Genomic DNA, 20335 nt, shown 5'->3' with positions numbered 1-20335 from the left:
CCCTAGGCCTCGTCAATTCTGCAGCTTGGCGCCCCCCGTCACGGGGTAATCAGTCATTGTTTTTTTCATAACGACTAAACATTGAAATACCGGGCCGACTATGTATACGAACAACTCCCTGCCCCTCGTCGCAGCTGACCAGTTCCATTGCACCGTTCTTCAAAACCCTGCGTATCAGAGGTAGCTGGAGACGCTGACCAAAAACCTCAATCTGTTTACGCTCTATCGCCTCATAGTGATCGAACTCATACTGGTGTCCGATCAGTTTACTGACATCAGGGGCCTGGACGACACATTTCCCCATGATGGGGAAGCAGAGTTTATCCAAGTCAAAATAATGACCCTCTATAATCTCGATACTGGTCGCTAATTCTTCGAAGGATTGGACAGTTAGACGAAAACGCCCGTCAAAACATATCGGCGCCTCCAGAAAACTGGACAGTGTCCTAGCCATCTGAACATATGAAATCGCATAAGAAAGCGGTTGGAGGTGATCCGGGATAAGGTTCAGCGTCATGCCAGAAACCAGCTCTCCATCGATCTCCACGCTTAAATCAATTTCCCACTTGCTTACAACTGCCTCGACAAAGGGCGCTATTTTGTTGAACCAGGGAAGCCGGGATACTTCGCGACCATTCCAGCTTTCTGTACTGATGTTGAAACTGATCTTGGAGCTTTCTCCGCTATGACTTGCGTCAGCCCTCAAACTTAACATTCCTTTCATCGATACGCCCTGTAGGCAGTACGATTCGGTGCCGGAGGTTATCGATCCGGGGATGTCGTCCAGATTAATTTTTTGGCCGGTCGCTGGATCCTTTGCAGACAGTTTGATGACTACCGCTGTGGATCGCTGAAAAAAACTTATCTTGCCGTCATCTCCACCGAGCAGTTCCTGAATCATTTCAAACAACGGAGACCCTTGAAATTCGATATTTTTCACATCGAGCTCAAACGCATGTCCGTTCTCTAAAAGGGCTGCATAACCGGTTGCCGCGATCTGGGCATCTTTCCCAACCACCTTCATGGCGATCTGGACATTTTCCTTGGCATTGACCTGAAAAGCAGTGCCATGCAAAGGATCGTATCTGCTCACCACATCGAAACGAGGGTCAGCCGCTGCCAATACTTGTGCTGAAGCCGTATGGGCTTGGTGTATTGCATTCGGAAGAAGTTTTCTCGGCATCCCACTGAGCGTCATGGCTAACAAGTCGGTCGCATCGGTCTCTTTAGGCAGCTGTCGTCCAAGCTCGGATTTCGTAGCGGCCTCGGCCTGCTTTTTCCAGCTTTTGAGCAGCTCCACGGTGTGGGTACTGACGTCCCGATCGATCTCGTCTGCATGAATCGCGCATAACCAGATGCCGTTGGAGAATGCCTTTCGTTCATTGCTGGTCATGCCGGCGTCATAGCGAGGCCCACCGGAGGAGGCGGCACAAATGTGGGCAGCTTTGCCAACGTTCGTCACACCATCTTCATCTTGAGGGGCTGAAGTCGGCACCCTGCAGGTTGGTTTCGAACACCGATGTGCAACCCTGTCCCTCAGCTTTCTTACAACGCTGGAGGAAAAATCATCGCGAGCCATCGATTGGATACCTACTAAAAGCCGAAGACCGACCAAGTCTAGCCGCGATCATCTTTTGACTGATAGTGGGAGCACCGGCCTCACCCCCCTGGAAACAGAAAGGGTCGCTATGAAGCGTCTCCCCCCTTTGAGAGATTCAAGCCAAGTGAAACAACCCTCCAACGCACCGTTGTCGGCAGTGCGCTTGACTCCTTTCCAACGCAGCAATTGCGCTTTGGACTGATGCGACCCATTTTATGACAGTCATACCTCACCGGCACATGAGTTTTTTCAGCGTAGGAAGGCCAACACTTGGATGCGGAACGTGTCCAGCAACAATACTGATCGATTATGGGCAGCCAAGCTGACACAACCTCGGTGTCGCCATGGAGCAAGGCGAATGGCAGTGGACTTTAGATTCCAGGTGTTGGCACCAATCGCGATTTTGATACTTAGTAAAAGGCTTCCACATCCCTAGGATGGAGACAATCTCACTCAAGGAGAAACAAGCATGCTGCCGACCACTCATCAACTGCCGACGCTGGGCTACCTGCACAAGGTCGTGTGCGACTGCCTGGGGCTGTGGAATAGCGACAACCAGGACGTCACCTTCCATATCGCCGCTACAGAGAAAGATCGACGTATCGCGTTGCGACAGGCTTTCGAGGCAATTAAAAAGGAGGATGGCGTCTATGGTTCTCACAACGACCTGGTTGCGGTGACCGCCCAAATTGCTCCGAAGGATGCTAAGAAGGTCAAGAAAAGCAGGACGATCCAAGCCTATGTGAATCACCTATCCAAAGCCGACTTTGAATCCATGGATGAACACATAGAGTTGCAGCAATACATCCAGATGCTGATCAATGAGCGCTACTCCCGCTGGGGCGTTGCCGAACTGGCTGTGGACTTTTATGTGTCAGCGCTTGCTCACTACAGAGAGTTTGTCAGAGAGTACGCCTGCAACACGCAGAGCCAGAAGCACAGTTACCAGTGCTTTCTTGGCCAAAACTTACGCCAAATGGCGGCGACGCTAGCCCGCTCCCTATTACCAAAATTTGCTTGGCCAGATGCCGAGCCGGATGAGCAGTGGCCCTTGAGAGGGTTCGTTGACACTGCTTGCCGGATCACCGGCATTTCGATGCACAAACTTCACCAGTATCACGAGTTTCAGCAGGAGGGACCGCTCAATGAGCAGGCTTGGAACCGTGATTTCACCTCCCAGCCGGTCAATACTCAGTCCAAACAGGTGATCGACCGGCTACGTAAGCACAGCCGGATGAAGTGGGAAACCTTTTATCCAACCCTCCAACCACTGACCTACCACCTCCCGAAGCCAATCCATGAAAAGACATTTGCAATTCACGCCTTTGCGGCGATGATCGCTCACAACCTTAACGTACATGTGGCTGAGTGCGGGTCATTCACGCCGTCGATGAAGGGCCACCTGACGCCCGGCCAGGTTGAGCACAACCACTCAATACCCAGCAGCGACTTGCTTGATCTGTTATTCAATGACTATCCCATCAGCCATGAAGCCTTCGCCCAACAGGCGTTCAGCCGCTATCAAGCCCTGCTCGATGGAATCAGGAGCTTACCTGGTTCACTGAACCGTGCTGCAGACATTCCGAACAGCCTGGAGCTTGCTTACAAAAATGAACATCGGCGGTTTACCGAAGGGCCCTGGCATCCTGCATTGGTGAACGGCCCTAGCTGGCTCAACGAATGGGGATACGCCCGGAATGCCATGTTTGCTGGTGACGGCCCACTGGCACTTACACATTTCAATGCAGCACTCGAACAAGCAAAGTATGTGGCAGGGCCATTATTCATCCCGTTTTACATCCAAGTCTGTGCGTTCTGCAAATCGCAGTATCGGCTGCTTTCAGAACGAGAGGAGGAGGAGTTGTTCGAGCGGCTCTACGCTGGCTTGGGTACCAACGCTGCGCACTACGCCGGATTGGTGGGCTACACCCCTCATTATGTGCGAGACCCTAAGACCTTGATCCCCCACACCATGCTGCCTCTGCGATCTCAGTTGATAATCGGTGAGATCGACGCACTGGCAAGAGCGCTGGCAAAGCTGTTTACCACGGGTAGCGTCCCCTCTTAGCTCGTTAGACAACACGGTTTCATAATGGCGCGCCGGGCGCGGAAACCGCCGCAACGTCAACGCCAGGGTGCCTTGGCCGAGAGTGTCGAAAGCGCCCGCATATCTTGGGCATTCTTTGACAACAGGGGCCGACCTTACAGATACACTTTTGGCCGGTTGCTGCTGATCAACACTGACCGAAATCGCCCCCTCTCCGCCGCTCGCAGGCTACTGCAATCACCTTACGTCTACGCGGTGGTTGTACTCAGCGTTTTCTAAGCGTTAACCGGCCTCACGACCACTACTGAGAGTGTCCGATTCTTGCTGGAAGCAGAGCTTGGTGATCGTCCACTTAACCCCATGAGCCGCAGGTGCTCACGCAATGCCTTTGCTCCGTTCAGCATAGAAATCCTTGACCTCCTCCCACGTCATTTTCATGGCAATGTTCCGCGCTGATGACTCATCAACTCACCAAAGAACTCATCCTAGTAAAGCCGACACCCCATAGCTTCGCAGCCGGCGTCTTCAGTGAAGATCCAGTATGCGAGCATCGACTGTAGGGGCTACAGCTTCGTTTGCACCAACATGACCAAGCCCGCAGATACAACGACTGCTGGCCAGCTGAATTAAGTGGGTTGGGAGGCGTTCGAAAGCCTCGTCATGTCATTATGGTATCGTTGTTGTGCTTGATTTCAGGATTGTCCTGGAGCGCGGCTGGAAGCGCGTATTCGTGACAAAAATAGATGTGCATGAGGCTAGTGCCGCCGCATGGGGATTTTATTACCCAGCCCAAAGGCCAAGGTTGACCGGAAGGCCAGGAAGGAAACCTGGGTGTTGCTGAGCATGAGGTAATTACGACCATCGAAGTCGTTGGCACTGTCCAGGGTGCTGGAGAACGCCCCTTAGCCTTGCAAAAAAGCTGATGCTTCAACCCAAGGAGGGACTATCAGTGCTCGCTTCGCATACTTACGGAGATTGGCTTTGGGTAATCGGATCGAACCATTCAACTCACAACACCTTGAAGCTGCTTGTCGCGTTCTTGCGGATACCGAACGAGGCTTGAGCGGCCCTCAAATCGGGCGTCTTCTCCAAGAAATACGGGTTCCAGACGTTGACCCTAATAACACCAAGTGGAAACGTCTGTTCAATGCGTTGGCGCACATGCAGAACCAGCACGAGGCCGGCAACCATCTTGTCCTGTTCATCAATAGTGCGATGAACCCTGTCAGTTACGCCCGAGACCGAGCGGCATTCATTTGGCGTCGGGACGAGCTCAATGTTGTTCTCGCCTTTGCTGGCTTTTACGTACGCGATGATGGAAAAGTTGGTCACGCGGACAAAGCAACCACCCTGGACGTGGCTCGCGCACGAGTGGGACGACTTAGGGCTGCGCTGGAGGCCCGCTCTGTGCATGAGGAGGTTCTGAACTACTGTCGCTCCGAGCTGCTAAGCGATAACTACTTCCACGCCGTTTTTGAGGCTACCAAGGGAATCGCTGAAAGGATCCGTAGTTTGTCAGGCTTGAACGGCGATGGTGCTGATTTGGTGACGAAGGCATTCCTTGGTCAAAACCCCGTACTAGCTTTGGGGCCGTTGACTTCCGAATCAGAGAAGAGCGAACAGAAGGGATTTGCCAACCTGCTGATCGGTCTATTCGGAGCTGTACGCAATCCCCTCGCCCACGCTCCAAAAGTAAATTGGCCGATGTCCGAGCAGGACGCCTTAGATATCCTCACGATGGTGTCGCTGATGCATCGCAAGCTCGATCGCACTCAAAAGATGTCCTCGTGAGTGTGAGGGCCATATGAGCAAAGCTAGTCACGAGCCGCCGCAGTGGGCGATGAGCAGCCTCCAGCCAGAAAATCAGATAAGAAAGAAAAGACAGAGGGATTTATGGGCGATATAGGAGCGGGTGGTGAGCATTTTTTTATGGGTTTCTGCTCCGTCGATGGAGTGACCGCAAACAAAAGCAATGCTGACAAACACGGATGGGACGTCTTCGTCGAGGTCGAACAGGAAACGAGCGAACTTACACAGCTGACGCTCCATGAGCCCATCATTGCAGGCAAAGTCCAGGTAAAATCCACCCGTACCACGTCATTGAAAGTCGATGTCACCCTATCCAACCTCCGGAAGATGGCCACCAGCCCGCTTCCCTCCTTCTATGTCCTGATGGACTTTTCTCAAGGGCCGTATCCCCAAAGGGCATTCATACGTCACGTGGATGAAGCTCTGATCCGTGAAATCCTGGAGAGGGTGAACGCTCACATCATCGCTGGCAAAGCGGAAAGGTTACACAAGCTCACGCTACGCATTGACTTCGGGCTAGGCCGCGAAATAAAGCTCAGCGAACCCAGCACCTTCAAGTCAGAAATCCTACGGGCCGTCGGAAGCTCACCGGCTGAATACACCGACAAGAAATCGATGTTTCTAAAAACAGTTGGCTATGAGGATGGCAGCCACGCAATGCACTTCCAGCTTGAGGGCATGGAAAATCTCACCGCACTGGTGAACGCCACCTTAGGAATGGGCGGAGGCGTTGAATTGCAGAATCTGCAATTTTCCACCAAACGGTTTGGGCATGAAGATCCGAGTAGTCGCCGCGAATCATCTGCAGGTTTTATGGAGATCACACCGGTTGCACCAGCTGCAAAGGGCACACTGACCTTCCGGGATCTGTCTACTGGCGCGAGCGCGCAGGTGGGTGCTTCAGCCTACTTCAGCCCAATGCATGATTGGCTCCCCAAGAACCTGAAAAAAATCCGATTCGATTGCGGCACCTTTGACTGGTTTATGAATGAGGATGGCTCGAGCGCCCAATTCACCGCAACGCTTGATCCGAACTTGCCAGTAGACCTGGAGGAGCTTTCTAATTTCTTTCAGATCGTTTGCTTGATGCATGCTCCAAAAAACCTTTCCATAGAGATGGACTTCCAAGGCCAACAGAGCTCTGTAATCGTCAAAAACGGCTTAGGCTTGCCCGACTATTCGCAGGCACTAGAAATCGCTGACATATTACTCAAGACGAAAAGCTTTTTCGGAGATCGGGGAAACCTGGTGATCTCTGCAACAGAACTCATGCGCAGCTATCGAGATATTAGGGCCCTCTCTGCTTTCTTAAGCAGCGAGGCTGGGGCAAATCTCACCTTTAGGCTCGACGAGGCACACGAGCCGTTCGAAGCTGCATGCCTGACGCCGCTTGCCCTAAGGGTTGGCGGGAAATGTTACTTGGCTGTCCTTGCAATGTTCGGAGACATGAGCCGGTCAGAACAAGGACGATACACCGTTGCTACAACGGGTTTCGATGTTCTCTACAAAACGGTGTTGCGCGATGAAGAGCTAAACGGGGAGAAAATCCTTCGTCAACTTGAGCCGATCATTGACAGCTACAAGCCCCCTCTTCCTACCGTGAATTTAGTCCCGGCGATGCTGGATCTCAGCCTACATCGTTGAGCGTGATGGGTGTCATAGGGAGATCATCACTCGCGGCATCGAAAAATCTTAACCGCTATGCAGCAAGCTCAACGTAGCTAAACTCCCCACCTCCAGCCACACCCGACAGCGGCCACTGAGTCAACGTGAGCAGGCTGCTGCTAACGACAACGCTTGGGCGACCTTCGCTTACCTCATTACCCGTTAATCCGAAACTGTAAACGTTATTCACTGCCTACCGGCTGATGAAAAACAATGGCCACATCTTCGCAGAACGTTTCATCGGCCATTCTGATAGGCGAAACCTTGAGGCGTTCGACGATGACTGTTGTAAAACCTGGCAGATCAGGTACATCGCCATCGCCAAAATGTGGGTGACAAAGAACTCCGCTAGGATTCAGGAGAAGCTTCATGCGCCCAGCGGTATCGGCACGATCCTCCTCAGCACCCTGCTCGTTTGGTGAGTAATCAAACGGGTCAAAAAATATGAAGTCGTACTGTTGATCGATAGTGGACTGTTTCCAATCTCCGCAGTGAGGATGCACAGACGGATTAGCCTCAGAAAAACGCTCCAGGTCTTTATAGACGGCCTTCTCGATCTCAAAAATATCGTGCCGGGCAGGTTTCATATGCTCCTGAATGAGGCTGGCCGAAATGCCTAGCCCGAAACCAATTTCCAGCACGGTAGTCGGTTTGAGGTAAGCAAGTCGCAGAAACAGGGCCTTGAAATACTCCTCCTCGGTACGCGACATGACCACCTGCCCATTCCAAATGAGCACGTCATCATTTTTCTCGTCAAAATCTAACTCGATCGAACTCATAGGACTCTCGACTATGTCGTTGGCCAGATCCGTGGACAGCTCAACCTCGTGGTGACTGCCGTCAAGTACCTGCGATGGGATTTCATTTTCACCGCCTATGCGCTCGCTCCCAGCACTAACCGACTGCTCATCGGCCGTCCCAGAGGACTGCCTACGCCAAACCAACACAAGCTGAGAATCCTCAGGTGCCGTCGCATCGACAAAGCCCGCATGCTCAGCCGCCTTGCGCGATGCGGTATTGGATTTGCGCATGTGCGCATAGACGACATCATACTGGCTGAGTGCACAGCAACGCTGATAGGCAATACGACCGATCTGCCGACCTTGGCTGGGCCTGTTCAGGAAAACGTGAAAGGACGGATGATGGCCTCGGATCGAATCGTCGACCATGTTGATATAAGCGGCACCTGCCCGCTTGCCGTTGGTCAATATGATCCACGCCTCTCCTCCTGGCCCACCTCCTCGCTCACGTGAGCCTGGGGCTCTGATTAACTCAATAGCGTCTGCGGCCACAGGGCCCAGCTTTGATTTGGCTTTTACCGCAGGAGGTTTGAGTGTCTGCCGTTTGGCTACTTTCGGCTTCGAACCACTCAACGATCGAGCCATGGCGACTCTCCTAAGCCGAAAAGGAGTCGATCGCAACTTTGAGCCCAGAACTCCGCCGGAAAAAAGCCTGGAGAAAAGGCGATTACGACGTCTGCAAGACGATTCACAAGACAGTGTCGATGTAATGCCTGGGTAAGCTCATCGATGCGATTCAACACGTCTGGCAATGGGTCGTTCAGAGGGCCTGGGCGCTCGACAGAATCACTGTCTCCGTCGTAACGGTTGCAGAAGTAATCCATGTCAATGTGAAGCAGGATCGCAGTGTCATTCCCTTCAAGCCCCTCAAGCCAAGCTTCGAGGTCGTCGGTAAACCGATAACGCCCGCGACCTACCCCTTTTTCATCAGGGACAAGCGAAACCCCAGGACGGCGCTCATTGGGACTGAGCAACGTATCTGCCAGTGACTCCAGCTTGATCACCGAATCGACCGTGCCGGTGCATTTAGGGGCTTGGCAAAGGTGACGTACATCGGTGCTAGGGGCGTAGTGAAGGAAGGGGGTCAAGAAGCTTCCCATTCCCAACGCACCACTCATGATCGCATTCGTTACGGTGTTGGGCTGATGAAGATTCACAGCCTGCCCTTCGATGGGATCGATCCATCCGTCAGGGCGCTCGAAGAGTCGGGGTGCCCCCAGATCCTTATGGTCATCGACATGAAGCACGGTGATGTCTGGATGCCCCGGATTCTTGGCCAGCCACTCGCTCCAACTCTCCAATGTCCAAGTGTCATTCAACGATAACAGTAGTCGTCCTTTGCGCTTACGGGCCGCTGCCATATCCTGATAGCGAAGATTGCCACCCCACCACTCAAGCCCCTCATTGAGCCGGGGGTCGACGTATCGGTATGGATCATCCGACCAATCCAGCGCCAAGGCCCATAGATCGTCAACTTGACTGGCTACGGCATCCTTATCGCAGAAATAGTCCCGAAGCTGAGCGTGCCTTTGCTGCGGATCAAGCGATAGTCGGGATAACGGAATTGTAATCGGAGTACTCATCGGACTCTGTCCCTTCCTTGGCGGCACGGTTCAATACGTCAACAAGGCTCAGCCCCATCTGTGTCAATGGACATTCCTTTAGCGTGGCAAATGCCTGCTTCAGGTGTAGGTCGGTATCTGCAATCTGGTTAACAGCGCGCGAGTTGAGGCTCACTGGCCCGCTGTCGCGCACGTGCATCCAGAAACGCCTGAGCTCTACAAAAACGAAGACTGCATGGAGCAATCCCGATGGTGGACGCAAATCCTCTCTCCATGGAGAAACGACTTGGGCGGATGTGCACTCCACAGTCGGCGCGTATCGCTCCAACAGGTAAAGTTTCTGGTGACGATGTTCGTGGATCAATGAATCCGCCAGATCGTAAGGGTCAATCAATCCGTCACCTTGAGAGATCGACACGTAGAGCGCCCCAGGAACGGAGTTGTCACTGAACGACACGATCTTGCTTGGATCTGCGGTGGGGTCACGAACGAATTGAACAGCGCTGCACGCCGCCAACATCTCAGCCGCAAGCTCTGGACGCCAAGCCTTGACGATAGCCATGGCACGCTCGACGAGCTCCCGTCCGGCATCCGCAATCTCATCGCTTTCGAAGATAATAGCGTCTCCGAACGGAGCCCTTAGCCAGAGGTCATTGCGGCCGACATCGAGCGTAACGCTATCCTTTTTCTCACCTGCCAGTGCAAGCAACATATCCAGATAGACCGGACTTACCGTAATGGCCTGACCATCCACCGCCAACAACGCGTGCCCTCGGTTCTGAGCCACTGCCGCACTTGACCATGCAATGGCGCCAGGATGGAGCGCCACATGTTCAAAGGTGGCGTCATGCATCAATTGAAGCTGCGATGAACGACTGTCTTTTGGGAACAAGTGCAAGGCCTGACGCAGACGCTCTACCGCATCGCCCCTTGCACCAGTACAAAGCCAGCTCAAATGTGGCTGAGAAGTCTCTGCCAGTTCGAAACGAGCCAAATCGAACGTGTCGGGGAGCGGCACCAGCGTTTCCTGAACCAAATCGGAGGAAAGATGCTCCTTTAAACGATTGCTTATGTGCGCAACCAGGCGCTTCATCTCGTTACAGTACACCGTCGGATTGTCGAAGCCATTCTCGCCGAAGCGATGAGGGAGCGAGCCGCCGCCACAAATTTCTACAATCGCACACGACTGACAAGTGGCTGACAGACCATCTTTGCGCAAATAGCGCCGATGCTGCTCGATGGAGGGTGAAAGCGCCACCTCGGCAATGGGAGTATCTAACACGGTTCCACCGAGCCTGGTCGCCCCATCCTGAGTCACCTTCAGAACGTCCAGATCGTGATAGCTGCCATCCGCTTCAATCGATAGCAAACTCACGTCGCCAAAGCCAAATGCATCGGTGCCGGAGGGCAGTCCTGCACAGACATCGAGCAGGGCTTCAAAGGTTCTCAGTGGTATATGCGGGTACTGGTCGAACCAGATATCAAACGCATTGACCAGCCAATTCTCATACAGCCCTGGGTCTTGGTTACGTCCCGGAGGTGGTCGCAGCCAATGGGCATCCGGTAGCAGGAAATCCAAACGTGGAATGTCGAATTGATCAAAATACTCAAATAACTCGGTCGCACTGGTCGATGCGTCCACCACTGCAATGACGCCCGCGAAGATCGATGGATACTGCTGCAGGCGCTTGAGTGCTTGCTCCGTCTGCTCAAAGCTGGAACGCCCCTTCCGGGTCAGGCGATGCTTGTCGTTGGCGAACTTTGGCCCATCCAGACTAAGCGAAACCCCGACGTCAGCCTTGGCAAAGATACCCAGGGCCTCATCGGTCAACAGCAAGCCATTTGTCTGCAGACTGACATCTACAGGAATGGTACAGATCTGACGAAGGAGCCCTGCAAAATCCGCAAGTGCTTGAGCACCTAGCAGCAAGGGCTCACCGCCATGCAGAATGACCGTACACTGCTTCAGATCACTCTGGAGCACATACTCCGCGAGTTGGCGGGCAAATGCCTCGCGATGTTCCACGGAAAGGAATTTGGGCATGGAGCGCCAGCTCTGATCCGCGTGGTGGTAGACGTAGCAATAATCGCAATCGAGGTTGCACCGCGATGCCACTTTTACCAAAAACGACGAGAACTTAGCGGCGTCCATGCAGGTGACTCACGAACGATTGTGACGGTGGTGCATGCGATCGTAGCTGGTGATGACCTGGCTGACGTCCGACTCAGTCAACACGCGCGAACGCAGGCGTTGGATGGCTGGATTGGTGCTCTGCCCTTTTGCCAGGCTTTGGCGAATTGTCGACTGGGTCGACTCTTCGATCTTGATTGCTGCAGACGACATCTCGTGCTCCTTGACATGTTGAAGTGCCATTATCATGAACGATGGATCCACACCATTTCAAGGGTTACTGAAAGCTTTGTAATAAATAGAAAGAATGGACACTTACTGAAAAAAATTAAGCGTCAATAGGAACATTTTCGACGCTTTTGGCGGCATCACAGTCGCTAAAATAGCCTCACTATAAGATTGCCGAGGATACCTCCCTCCCCCATAGAATCACTGATCACTCGAAGCAATAAACGACGCCCCCTACGAAATGCAGCGAGTCCTGCCACTGCCCTTACACCACTGAGCTCGTCATCAGGGTAGAGGTACATGAGGCAGAGATTTGAGAAAGTTTTATTGAAAGCTTGTGCGCGAAGCGGTGTGGGTTCTCGGAGGAAAGGGAGTCATTAGATGGCGTTCTTCAAGGTTCTTCTCTGAACGTTGCGGCATCGAAAAGCTGGTGCTAAAGCCCGCTGGAGACTCAGTAAACAGCTCTTAGGCACGCCATACAAACGAGCTGAAACATCCACCTTTCCCCTCACTGACCTACTATTTTGGGTAAAAAATTTCGTTAATCCACCACAACATTTCTCCGCTTGGGGTCTGCACGACCACCTCATCCCCCACTTCTTTCTTTAATAACGCACGCGCCATCGGCGAATCGATAGAGATGTAATCGTTGCGACCGTAGATTTCGTCATACCCTACGACCCTGAATTTCTTAACGTCACCCGCCTCGTTTTCGATCTCCACCCACGCGCCGAAAAAAACCTTCCCTTCCTGCTCAGGTGAGTACGCGACTACGCGTACATCCTCCAAGCGCTTGCGAAGGTACCGAACGCGCCGATCGATTTCCCGGAGCAGCTTCTTATTGTATTGATAGTCAGCGTTCTCACTACGGTCGCCAAGCGATGCCGCCCAGGTCACCTTGCGCGTAGTGTCAGGACGCTTTTCCCGCCAAAGGTAGTCGAGCTCCTGCTTCAGAGCCTCATGACCTTCCTTTGTAATGATGTTCGTGCTCAAGACGGATTTCCCACTAACGATTTATCTCCAACAAGGCTATATCGGCTACCGGCCGCAAGACCACACCTGCCCGTCAACACACAGCACAGCACGCAGCATCATAGCTTCAGCGAAAACTGCGCACGGGCAAAACCTCATTCAGTAATGCCTACCAGCAACGTGGGATATTGACGACACATTGCCACGATAACTGAAGGCCACGCCAACGCTAGAACCCAAAAAAGCCCAAAAAAGAAAAAGCTAAAGAGAAGGTCGGTCAGGAGTTGTGTGACGAGTCTACCCGGTATGTGCACCATGGGCTTTCGAGCGATTGAATACCCAGAGCTGGACACATGCGGTGACAACGCCCCAAAGTCAGGTGCAAAGCTCAGCGAGCACGTCGATTTAGATATGCTTGCGGTGAACCAAGCCATCAGGACGAGCAGGAAAAATGACAGAACCTATTTTTAATCAAAAAAATGACAGCTACTCAGAAATAGTATTGGCTATCGAAAAAGCCACAACCATCATTCAGTCCAAGAAAATCAGGTTTAGCCCAAGCAGCGCTCTGCACAAATTATTTTCTGACGCTAGGAAATTAGAACGAGAGTGGGAGAAAGAAAACAACAAACTTGACCTGGTGACAGGTATAAATACTGGCTACGCACAAAAAATAGCAAATGCCATCATAATGCTTGAAAACGACCCTGGCATAGATGAAGCACTAAACCGAATGGCCAGAAACAACATGAATTTATCCGTGCGGACGAAATCTCAGGGTAAAGATGCTCTATGGGAACTTTCTCTACTGGCAGCCCTTAAAGAAAACTCGATCGAGGCGAAACTCATTGACCCTCCTGACATCATAGTTAACTTTGGATCAGAAAATTACTCAATCGCCTGCAAGAAAATCTACGAAGAGAAGAGCTTGAAGTCTCGCCTGCGTGATGGCGCCAGCCAAATTTCCAAAACTGGCACAGCTGGAATAATCGCGTTAAACATTGATGATTTGTTTCTCGAAAACCATATACTCATATCCGACGACCCTGAGAGCACATTAAAAATACTTTCCGATGCGGCGTTTGCATTCTATAGCAAGCACCTATCCACCTTCACAATGTTCGAGAAAAAGCCGCACGTTGACGGTTTCTTAATTGCGGCCTCATCAATCGCAGACATTAAAAGCACTAGATCCCGACTGAATATGGTTACCAGCTACAGTTTTTTTGTCCAAAGCATTGACCTTCCCGATCAAGAAAGCCTATCCAAACTGGTTAAGGCCCTATCAGCCTAATAACTACCCTAAAGACGGAGCTTGCCACTACCACTGTACAATATTAACCGCACGCATTAACGGCTTTAGACTAGTCAACCTCCGATCTGCGCCATTAAGCGCGACTACATCCTCACGCCCAACTTCTATTAAAAGTACTGCAACAACACTCATACAGTGCACCACCGCATGCTAGAAAGTGTTTGCCTATCGGAATCGAAGAAAAATAAACCCATTAGACTTTACCTATCCATTTTTCTGTCCAAGTGGTGCACGCAAACAAACAGAACCATCACAGGATCAAAGTAATAACTCCAACCCTCCAATCATAGTGATTTCGCAGGAGAGAATTACTTTCAGGAAGTTAAATACCCTTTCACTTTAACAACCTCAGAATTCAAACATTGAAACCAGCATGAATATAGTGCAGGTGAAAAAGCATGAAATGCGCCATTCAAGTATTAGCTTAAAAGCCAAGTAAATATTGAGCACACGCACACTAACAATCTATCACCAGGATTAAATCTTGAGATTAAGAGAAAAACAATGAAGCCTAACTAGGCTAGCTTTTCGCCAACACCGAGAACGCTTGGTGAATCGTAATATATGACCAAAGCTTACTAGCGCTAACCATTAACAACTGCTCAATTCGAAAAATAAGCACTTTGCATAGAGCACCGCAGCAACGAGTGTTGCGGTGCTTTTACTGGTTATTAGCGTTGGTTATAGTAATCGCGAACCAGCTTCCAGATATGGAAGCCGATTAGCGCAATCCTGAAAATGGCTTTCAAGATCCTGAGCATGCATGCCCCTCGGATAAAGCCTGCATTCAAGGAAGAGCCCAGCCCTCTGTCCCTGATTGGGTAATACGCCAGTACACCCGGTGCGCAGGACTTAAAGGTTATACAACCCTCTGTTATGCTGGGCAGGTTTACTAGGCCTGCGACAGAGGGGCCAAAAATCTTTACTCGAAGGCCTTTTGCCGACGAACGGTCGCATCATAATCAATTTTCGACGATAGCGAAATCGTAGCTTAGTGCCATTATTGACTTTGGCATTAGGATGTCAAAAAGATATCACTTTGATATCGAGCGAGTATCAGAGAGCATCAAAGAGTAGTAGCTAAAAAGTGGCCCGGTGATGGCTATTTGCTTTCTTAACTATGCAAAGCTAATATGCTACTGCGCCAGTACACCTCGGTGTGCAATAGAAAGCAGCCACTAACTGCTTTTACGCGGAACCGCCCACTGGGCGGTTTTTTTATTTAGATGCTTTTAAGTCGGTCACGACCTAAGCATCTCGATGCTCTCCCATCTCTTAGCCTGAGCCGAATCGAATCGAATCGAATCGAGTAATGCATTTCAGATTGCGCCCCACCAAAGTACCGACGGAAGTAAAGCTCAAAGATCACAAGGTCAGCTCTCTTCAAGTCAGCAATCTTCCTGAACGATCCGCCCAGACACATGCGCAACCTACACAGGCCATCGCGACACACCACAAAAGCTGCACGGCGCGAGGGTAGCCATGGAGCGAGGGTACCGATGTGATTCATCCTCCGAACCAAGGTGATGAACAATGCAGAAGCATGGCAATGGGCAAGCTGTGATGCGGTCTTAGCTCCGCCCTCAGACCTGGGCGCCCTCCAGCCAAGCGATTTCCAAACCCATGGCGGAGCGGTTCGGATTGACCGATGTGCAATGGAGAGAGGGTTCGTCTCTCAACTGGGAGGTTGATCAGGAAAACGAGTGAGGGGGAAAATAGCTCATCAGCACCGGGATCCATTACAAACCTAGGTCGTGCTCAAGCCTTAGGGCGGCAAGCGACTCGTCGGCGTACACATCCGCGTCAAATGCAAGCTGACAGCAGATCAACCGGATGAGTCAGAGCATCTCCATCCTACTGCTGATCGCTATCGATCAGATGCAGCCTTAACCTACAGCGGGGCTCGACAAGATCAGGGCATTTCAGGGGGCACATTGACGCCACTACGTTGCGAGGCTTACTATTTGCGTACGGCTTCGTTATCAACTCGTTGAAAACGGAGGGCTACTGAGAGATTGACCGGATCAAATTTATAGCATCCAGGGGCTTCTCAAGGGCTGTAGCAACGCCGAAGCGCTGACAGGTATGGAGTTCTGCTTGTCGGACGACGTTGTGAACAGTTAGGAACCAGGCAGCAATATGATGCATTCGAAGATACCCGCCACACTCTGTGGCGGGGTATTGACCTAGCCTGGAAAAAATTATGGAAGATCTGCATTTTGCGGCTCAGCTCGTACAGCAGCTACTGTCCGCCAAACCTCATGAATACGGTGCTCGTCTGAAGCAAGGGCTTAATCGCTCTTTGAAGAGCAACGGCTTGGCTCCCTTTGACGAACATCGTTGGGGCTATCGTAAATTCTCTGACTTCCTCACTGGCTACTTTGGAGACAAGGTAATCATTGAACGCCCTCAGCCTTTCGGCGATGTGATGGTGTCATTGAGGTCAGCAACCCCTTGGCCCCATACGAGCCCTACTCAGGCCTCACCCAAGCCTGAAAGCTCAACCATCATGCGCAACGACGTATGGCAAGCCTTCACCAACCCTGATCCCACGCGTAAGCGATTCTTCAATCGTGCAACCCATCACGTGCTGCATTTTGTGGAAAACAAAAATGAAGAATTTGAGCGCAAGCTCGATTCCGCACGCGACGATTACGTGGAAATTGAACGAATTACTGCCGACGACCAGATAGGTTGGATGCGCGCGTTTCTCGACATCATCAACCTTCCGGAAGCTGAGCGCGCCCCGCTGGACAGCATGATATCCGGGGATTACTCAAGCCACGTCAATATGGCGTTCACCAAATCGCTGGACAGTCATGAAGCGGAATGGCGACGGTACCGCTCCCGGCAGATTACGAACACCATTGAAACCTGGGCACTTCAAAACACGATAAAACTGGAAGATTTGATCGCCCGCAGATCCAAAGCGACCTCTCCTGAGGCGCTGTCTCCTCCCGCTATGCCGACCGCTCTGTTGACACCACGACAACAAGCAATCCGATTGCTCGAACTGATGAGTGATGACGAAGTCGCCAGGGATGTCATCCCCGTTTTATTGAGCAGTTACTTGAGCAAGTCACAGCTCTAGGGATGGTGCGTGGCAATGACCCAAGTCTTTATCATCGGCTTACCTGTCAGCCTGCTTCGACGCGTGGAAGCGACCCTGGAAGAAAAGGGATTTGTACCTACGATCATTGCAGCGGATAAAGATAGATCCGGGAAGCTCAAGCTATTACCTGACCCCTCTGTAGCGGCGCATAAACTGACCGCGTACTGCGATGGAGTGGAGGGTGGTTACAACTTTGCAGAAATTTACGTCCTCCCCTACACCCCGATTCCTGAGGACGTTACCGCCACGCTCACCGCGCTTGAGGGTATGGGTGCACAGGTGGACTACTTTCAAATGGAGGTCGACGGCTGGCCCTACCTGCATAAAGCAAAACCAAGACTGGACGAGCCGTTCCTGAACGCAGTTTTTTCAACGCTGCTTCTGGAGATACTCTTAGAGGACGACAATGCGGAAGAGGAATTACTTCCCTCGCAGTACATCAGAGCTGCAACTGAACGCACCGGCCAACTGATCGTTGTAGCCAATGCAATTGAACTCTGTGACAACGTTGCCCCCGGCCGCTATGACTTCATCAGGCTTGCGATCGATGCTTTTGAAGAGCTCATAGAACTCAAGGGAGAGGTAGGCACAGGAGGTTTGGAGGAGTTTTTCAGGGAGCGCGGCTTGCTGCACGCCAAATCGGGTGGCATCACGATTGAATTGGAAATCAAGCGACAAGGAAAAAAACTGCAAAGCGAATGCAGCAATGCTCACTTGAAAAAGGGAGATAAAACTACGCCGCAGTCGGCTGCACGCATTTACTACCAGTACCTTCGTCTGGACGACGTTTTTTACCTATTCTTGTTATACGCAGGCCCGCACCCCGATACCGATTTCTTTCAGTCGCATAATCTAGATTAGCAGGGCGGCTGGATACGGATCATAGCTACCTCCCCTCCTGATCAAGTATCGCCATGCTTCCCAGCTCACCGCACGAAGGTGCTCATAACCCTAACGAATGCCGAACATCGCGCATCCAGGCTTCCACTTCAGCTTCAAATGGTGTGCCGTCGAGCGCATCCTGACCGAACCGAGTCAGATCGAGTTCTTGAAGGCGTTTGAGGGCTGACCAGATTGGGTAGTCATGGAAAGGATTGAGCCCAATCACGTTTCCTAATGATTGATCTACCACTCCCGTGAAACTCACAATCCGACTGAATCGCTCCACGGCCCGACTACGATCCCATCCCGATACAAAAAGCAGCAGAGATGCGAAGGCATACAAAGGCCTCTCAGCTTTTGAGTACGCACCTGTGTGAAATGGTTTACCCATATTTAAAGCATGAACGTTTAGGAACAAAAATCGCGCCAAGCTGATCGTCATTTCATAGTTGGCCCGAAGGACAGTTGGATCGAAAGCCATTTGTCCGTGATTTGTACGCACGATCCTTTCGAGACTGGCAGCTTGCGCCAGTATTGGAAACGGTTCGGCACGAATCGCATCCCATAAGCTCTGATACCTTCTGTGCACGGCTCCCCATGCGACCCGTTCCAAATTAAAGCCAGGTATAGCCAGGAGCTCCTTTGTCAAAGGCAACCACTCAGGGAGGTGAGTTCGACGTCGCCTAGCACTCATGTCCTCCAGCATATGAAGTGAAGAGGCGACACCAGGCTCCAACGTAACCTTGAATTGTGAGCTTACCTTTGTGTTGAAGAACCACTCGCGCATGGCGCGAACATCGCGCTGCGAAAACTCCTCAATCTGAATGCCCCGACAGACCAATTCTCGGATGGCTTTGGAGACAGCGTCCCGAGCGGAACTGAAGTGCACAAGGTTCTCTGGAATATGGTTTGCAGCTACGTCCCCAGCGTAATCGCAGCAAGGATTATGACCGGATGAATGCTCGCCCTTAATGAATCGATAGTAGGCTTGACGCACTTTGACACCGGTCGCCTTAGAGCGCCCTTCCTTGACCACCTCGGCCCCTTTGCAGAAACAGCTAGGGCACTCAATATCCTGACGCATCCATGCTCGCCATTCATCTGGTATAGACGCTGCGTCAGGAGCAACTTCAGAGCCAGATTGTCTTGCATAAGCCCCCAGCAACTGAACAACGTCCAGCTCCATCCCTTGAGACTGTGAATAAGCAGTTAATGGCATTTGAGGCTTTCTCTGTAGTTGACCTAGAGCGGATTAGCAGAGAGCAGGGAGAACAGGATACCGAGCTCGGAGCAGTATTTTATGTGCGGAAGAGCTCATCTACGGTTACAAACGCAGCTCCGGTTTCAGCGGCAGCTCGCACCTTGCGCTCGAGTACATCACGGATAGGGATTCGTTGTCCGAGCGCACTGTAAATATCCTGCCCGGACATGCAAATCACCTTCCTGCCTCTGCCAAATGCGTTCAACCCGACCTCAGTGAAACCACCGTAGCTGATAAAGACACCCCGTGCCCAAGCTGCTTTTTGATCAACCTTGCCATGGAACGAATGAAGCTCAGCTACGCCAACCGGAGCTCTGACCCATTTTGCTTCTACGAGATATGTTTCATTACCCAACTGAAAACTTCCATCGATCTGCTCTCCTACCAAACTGAAGGGAGAACGAGCCTGAAGCGCTGAGGAGTCAAACAGGTCTTTAAGAAAGCTTTCGAACGCATAACCCCGGGCATGGGGAGGAAGGTCACGCAGGTCATACAGTCTCTTCTTAAGAGCCTCCAGGATTTCGTCTTGATCAATCATCACAGCAGCGGCAAGCGGGTTTGACACCACATTGGCTTCGCACTCACCGGGTGAGCGAATGGCATTCAGCAATGAAAGGAATCGGCCTTGCGCATTGGTTACCGTCTCTTCAGCGTTGACTTGCTCTCGCATCGCTTGTCTGTAGCACCAAAGCGCCTGCAGGGCGCGGTGCACGGTCGTTCGATCCGCTGATTGCAAGAAGCACCGAAGTCGTCTTGCCTTGGAAGTGCCCTCCTCAGCAAACATCGGATGGTCGATATCAATGCTCAGCTCTTCGAGAAAAAACTCTGTCATCGTGCGATTTGAGAAATCTAGGACGTAACCACCGCCCATCTCAAAAATCGAATCCAGGAACTTCATTTCAATCGTTTTAAAATTCGCCACGATTCTCTACCTCCCGAAATCCAGGATTC

General features: G+C 51.7%; 14 protein-coding genes and 1 pseudogene. 7 read left to right on the top strand and 8 right to left on the bottom strand.

All coding sequences use genetic code 11. The features are described 5' to 3' along the window. Nucleotides 1–49: 49 nt before the first annotated feature. The gene (locus KCG87_RS15340) at nt 50–1393 is read right to left on the bottom strand and encodes a hypothetical protein (RefSeq protein WP_210558358.1); all 1344 of its coding nucleotides are present in this window, start codon (nt 1391–1393) and stop codon (nt 50–52) included. Nucleotides 1394–2069: 676 nt separating this feature from the next. Between KCG87_RS15340 and KCG87_RS15335 the strand changes: the two genes are divergently transcribed. The 3 genes from KCG87_RS15335 (at nt 2070) to KCG87_RS15325 (ending at nt 7100) form a co-directional block, all read left to right on the top strand. Then, nucleotides 2070–3668 carry a hypothetical protein gene (locus KCG87_RS15335; RefSeq protein WP_210558356.1) on the top strand — a complete coding sequence of 533 codons (1599 nt, stop codon included), beginning with the start codon at nt 2070–2072 and terminating at the stop codon, nt 3666–3668. A gap of 960 nt (nt 3669–4628) precedes the next feature. Then, on the top strand, nt 4629–5438 hold the full coding sequence (locus tag KCG87_RS15330) for a TIGR02391 family protein (RefSeq protein ID WP_210558354.1): 810 nt from the start codon (nt 4629–4631) through the stop codon (nt 5436–5438). A gap of 42 nt (nt 5439–5480) precedes the next feature. Beyond that, nucleotides 5481–7100, top strand: coding sequence for a hypothetical protein (locus KCG87_RS15325; RefSeq protein ID WP_210558352.1), 1620 nt, complete (start codon nt 5481–5483; stop codon nt 7098–7100). A gap of 203 nt (nt 7101–7303) precedes the next feature. Here KCG87_RS15325 and KCG87_RS15320 read toward each other — a convergent pair whose 3' ends face one another. The 5 genes from KCG87_RS15320 to greB form a co-directional block, all read right to left on the bottom strand. Beyond that, nucleotides 7304–8506 carry a class I SAM-dependent methyltransferase gene (locus KCG87_RS15320; RefSeq protein ID WP_210558351.1) on the bottom strand — a complete coding sequence of 401 codons (1203 nt, stop codon included), beginning with the start codon at nt 8504–8506 and terminating at the stop codon, nt 7304–7306. Continuing rightward, entirely contained in the window at nt 8491–9504 is a 1014-nt protein-coding gene (locus KCG87_RS15315) for a hypothetical protein (RefSeq protein WP_210558349.1), read from the bottom strand. Before KCG87_RS15315 ends, KCG87_RS15320 begins: the two co-directional genes overlap by 16 nt. Beyond that, on the bottom strand, nt 9461–11635 hold the full coding sequence (gene yhhB, locus KCG87_RS15310) for a cyclophane-forming radical SAM/SPASM peptide maturase YhhB (protein WP_210558347.1): 2175 nt from the start codon (nt 11633–11635) through the stop codon (nt 9461–9463). The genes KCG87_RS15315 and yhhB overlap by 44 nt, the downstream gene beginning before the upstream one ends. Nucleotides 11636–11644: 9 nt before the next feature. After that, nucleotides 11645–11827: a YhhA family cyclophane-containing RiPP gene (gene yhhA, locus KCG87_RS15305; RefSeq protein ID WP_210558345.1), complete on the bottom strand. Its 183-nt coding sequence runs from the start codon at nt 11825–11827 to the stop codon at nt 11645–11647. A 534-nt stretch (nt 11828–12361) separates the two neighbouring features. Next, nucleotides 12362–12835, bottom strand: coding sequence for a transcription elongation factor GreB (greB, locus tag KCG87_RS15300; RefSeq protein WP_210558343.1), 474 nt, complete (start codon nt 12833–12835; stop codon nt 12362–12364). A gap of 430 nt (nt 12836–13265) precedes the next feature. Here greB and KCG87_RS15295 point away from each other — a divergent pair, with 430 nt between their 5' ends. The 4 genes and pseudogenes from KCG87_RS15295 to KCG87_RS15285 all read left to right on the top strand — a co-directional run bounded on the left by KCG87_RS15295 (nt 13266) and on the right by KCG87_RS15285 (nt 18102). Next, on the top strand, nt 13266–14108 hold the full coding sequence (locus KCG87_RS15295) for a hypothetical protein (protein WP_210558342.1): 843 nt from the start codon (nt 13266–13268) through the stop codon (nt 14106–14108). Between the two features lie 1529 nt (nt 14109–15637). After that, a pseudogene (locus tag KCG87_RS27475) lies at nt 15638–15836 on the top strand (DUF6555 family protein). 496 nt (nt 15837–16332) lie between these two features. Then, on the top strand, nt 16333–17220 hold the full coding sequence (locus tag KCG87_RS15290; RefSeq protein ID WP_210558340.1) for a hypothetical protein: 888 nt from the start codon (nt 16333–16335) through the stop codon (nt 17218–17220). A 15-nt stretch (nt 17221–17235) separates the two neighbouring features. Continuing rightward, nucleotides 17236–18102 carry a hypothetical protein gene (locus tag KCG87_RS15285; RefSeq protein ID WP_210558338.1) on the top strand — a complete coding sequence of 289 codons (867 nt, stop codon included), beginning with the start codon at nt 17236–17238 and terminating at the stop codon, nt 18100–18102. An 82-nt stretch (nt 18103–18184) separates the two neighbouring features. Here the strand turns inward: KCG87_RS15285 and KCG87_RS15280 are convergent, their stop codons facing one another. Beyond that, nucleotides 18185–19342: a hypothetical protein gene (locus tag KCG87_RS15280; protein WP_210558337.1), complete on the bottom strand. Its 1158-nt coding sequence runs from the start codon at nt 19340–19342 to the stop codon at nt 18185–18187. A 79-nt stretch (nt 19343–19421) separates the two neighbouring features. Continuing rightward, nucleotides 19422–20306, bottom strand: a complete 885-nt coding sequence (locus KCG87_RS15275; protein ID WP_210558335.1) for a restriction endonuclease — start codon at nt 20304–20306, stop codon at nt 19422–19424. Nucleotides 20307–20335 lie beyond the last annotated feature (29 nt).

The sequence above is a fragment of the Pseudomonas sp. MWU347 genome, assembly GCF_017947305.1.
Taxonomy (GTDB): Bacteria; Pseudomonadota; Gammaproteobacteria; order Pseudomonadales; family Pseudomonadaceae; genus Aquipseudomonas; species Aquipseudomonas putida_A.
Note: the sequence above shows the minus strand (reverse complement) of the source record. Positions and strands in the feature narration are given on the sequence as shown.

Bases quoted from the DNA above. Each gene is read 5' to 3' on its own strand.
- KCG87_RS15320 (WP_210558351.1), bottom strand. From the start codon at position 8,506: ATGGCTCGATCGTTGAGTGGTTCGAAGCCGAAAGTAGCCAAACGGCAG.
- KCG87_RS15335 (WP_210558356.1), top strand. From the start codon at position 2,070: ATGCTGCCGACCACTCATCAACTGCCGACGCTGGGCTACCTGCACAAG.
- KCG87_RS15280 (WP_210558337.1), bottom strand. From the start codon at position 19,342: ATGCCATTAACTGCTTATTCACAGTCTCAAGGGATGGAGCTGGACGTT.
- KCG87_RS15340 (WP_210558358.1), bottom strand. From the start codon at position 1,393: ATGACCAGCAATGAACGAAAGGCATTCTCCAACGGCATCTGGTTATGC.
- KCG87_RS15290 (WP_210558340.1), top strand. From the start codon at position 16,333: ATGGAAGATCTGCATTTTGCGGCTCAGCTCGTACAGCAGCTACTGTCC.
- KCG87_RS15315 (WP_210558349.1), bottom strand. From the start codon at position 9,504: ATGAGTACTCCGATTACAATTCCGTTATCCCGACTATCGCTTGATCCG.
- KCG87_RS15295 (WP_210558342.1), top strand. From the start codon at position 13,266: ATGACAGAACCTATTTTTAATCAAAAAAATGACAGCTACTCAGAAATA.
- yhhA (WP_210558345.1), bottom strand. From the start codon at position 11,827: ATGTCGTCTGCAGCAATCAAGATCGAAGAGTCGACCCAGTCGACAATT.
- KCG87_RS15285 (WP_210558338.1), top strand. From the start codon at position 17,236: ATGACCCAAGTCTTTATCATCGGCTTACCTGTCAGCCTGCTTCGACGC.
- yhhB (WP_210558347.1), bottom strand. From the start codon at position 11,635: ATGGACGCCGCTAAGTTCTCGTCGTTTTTGGTAAAAGTGGCATCGCGG.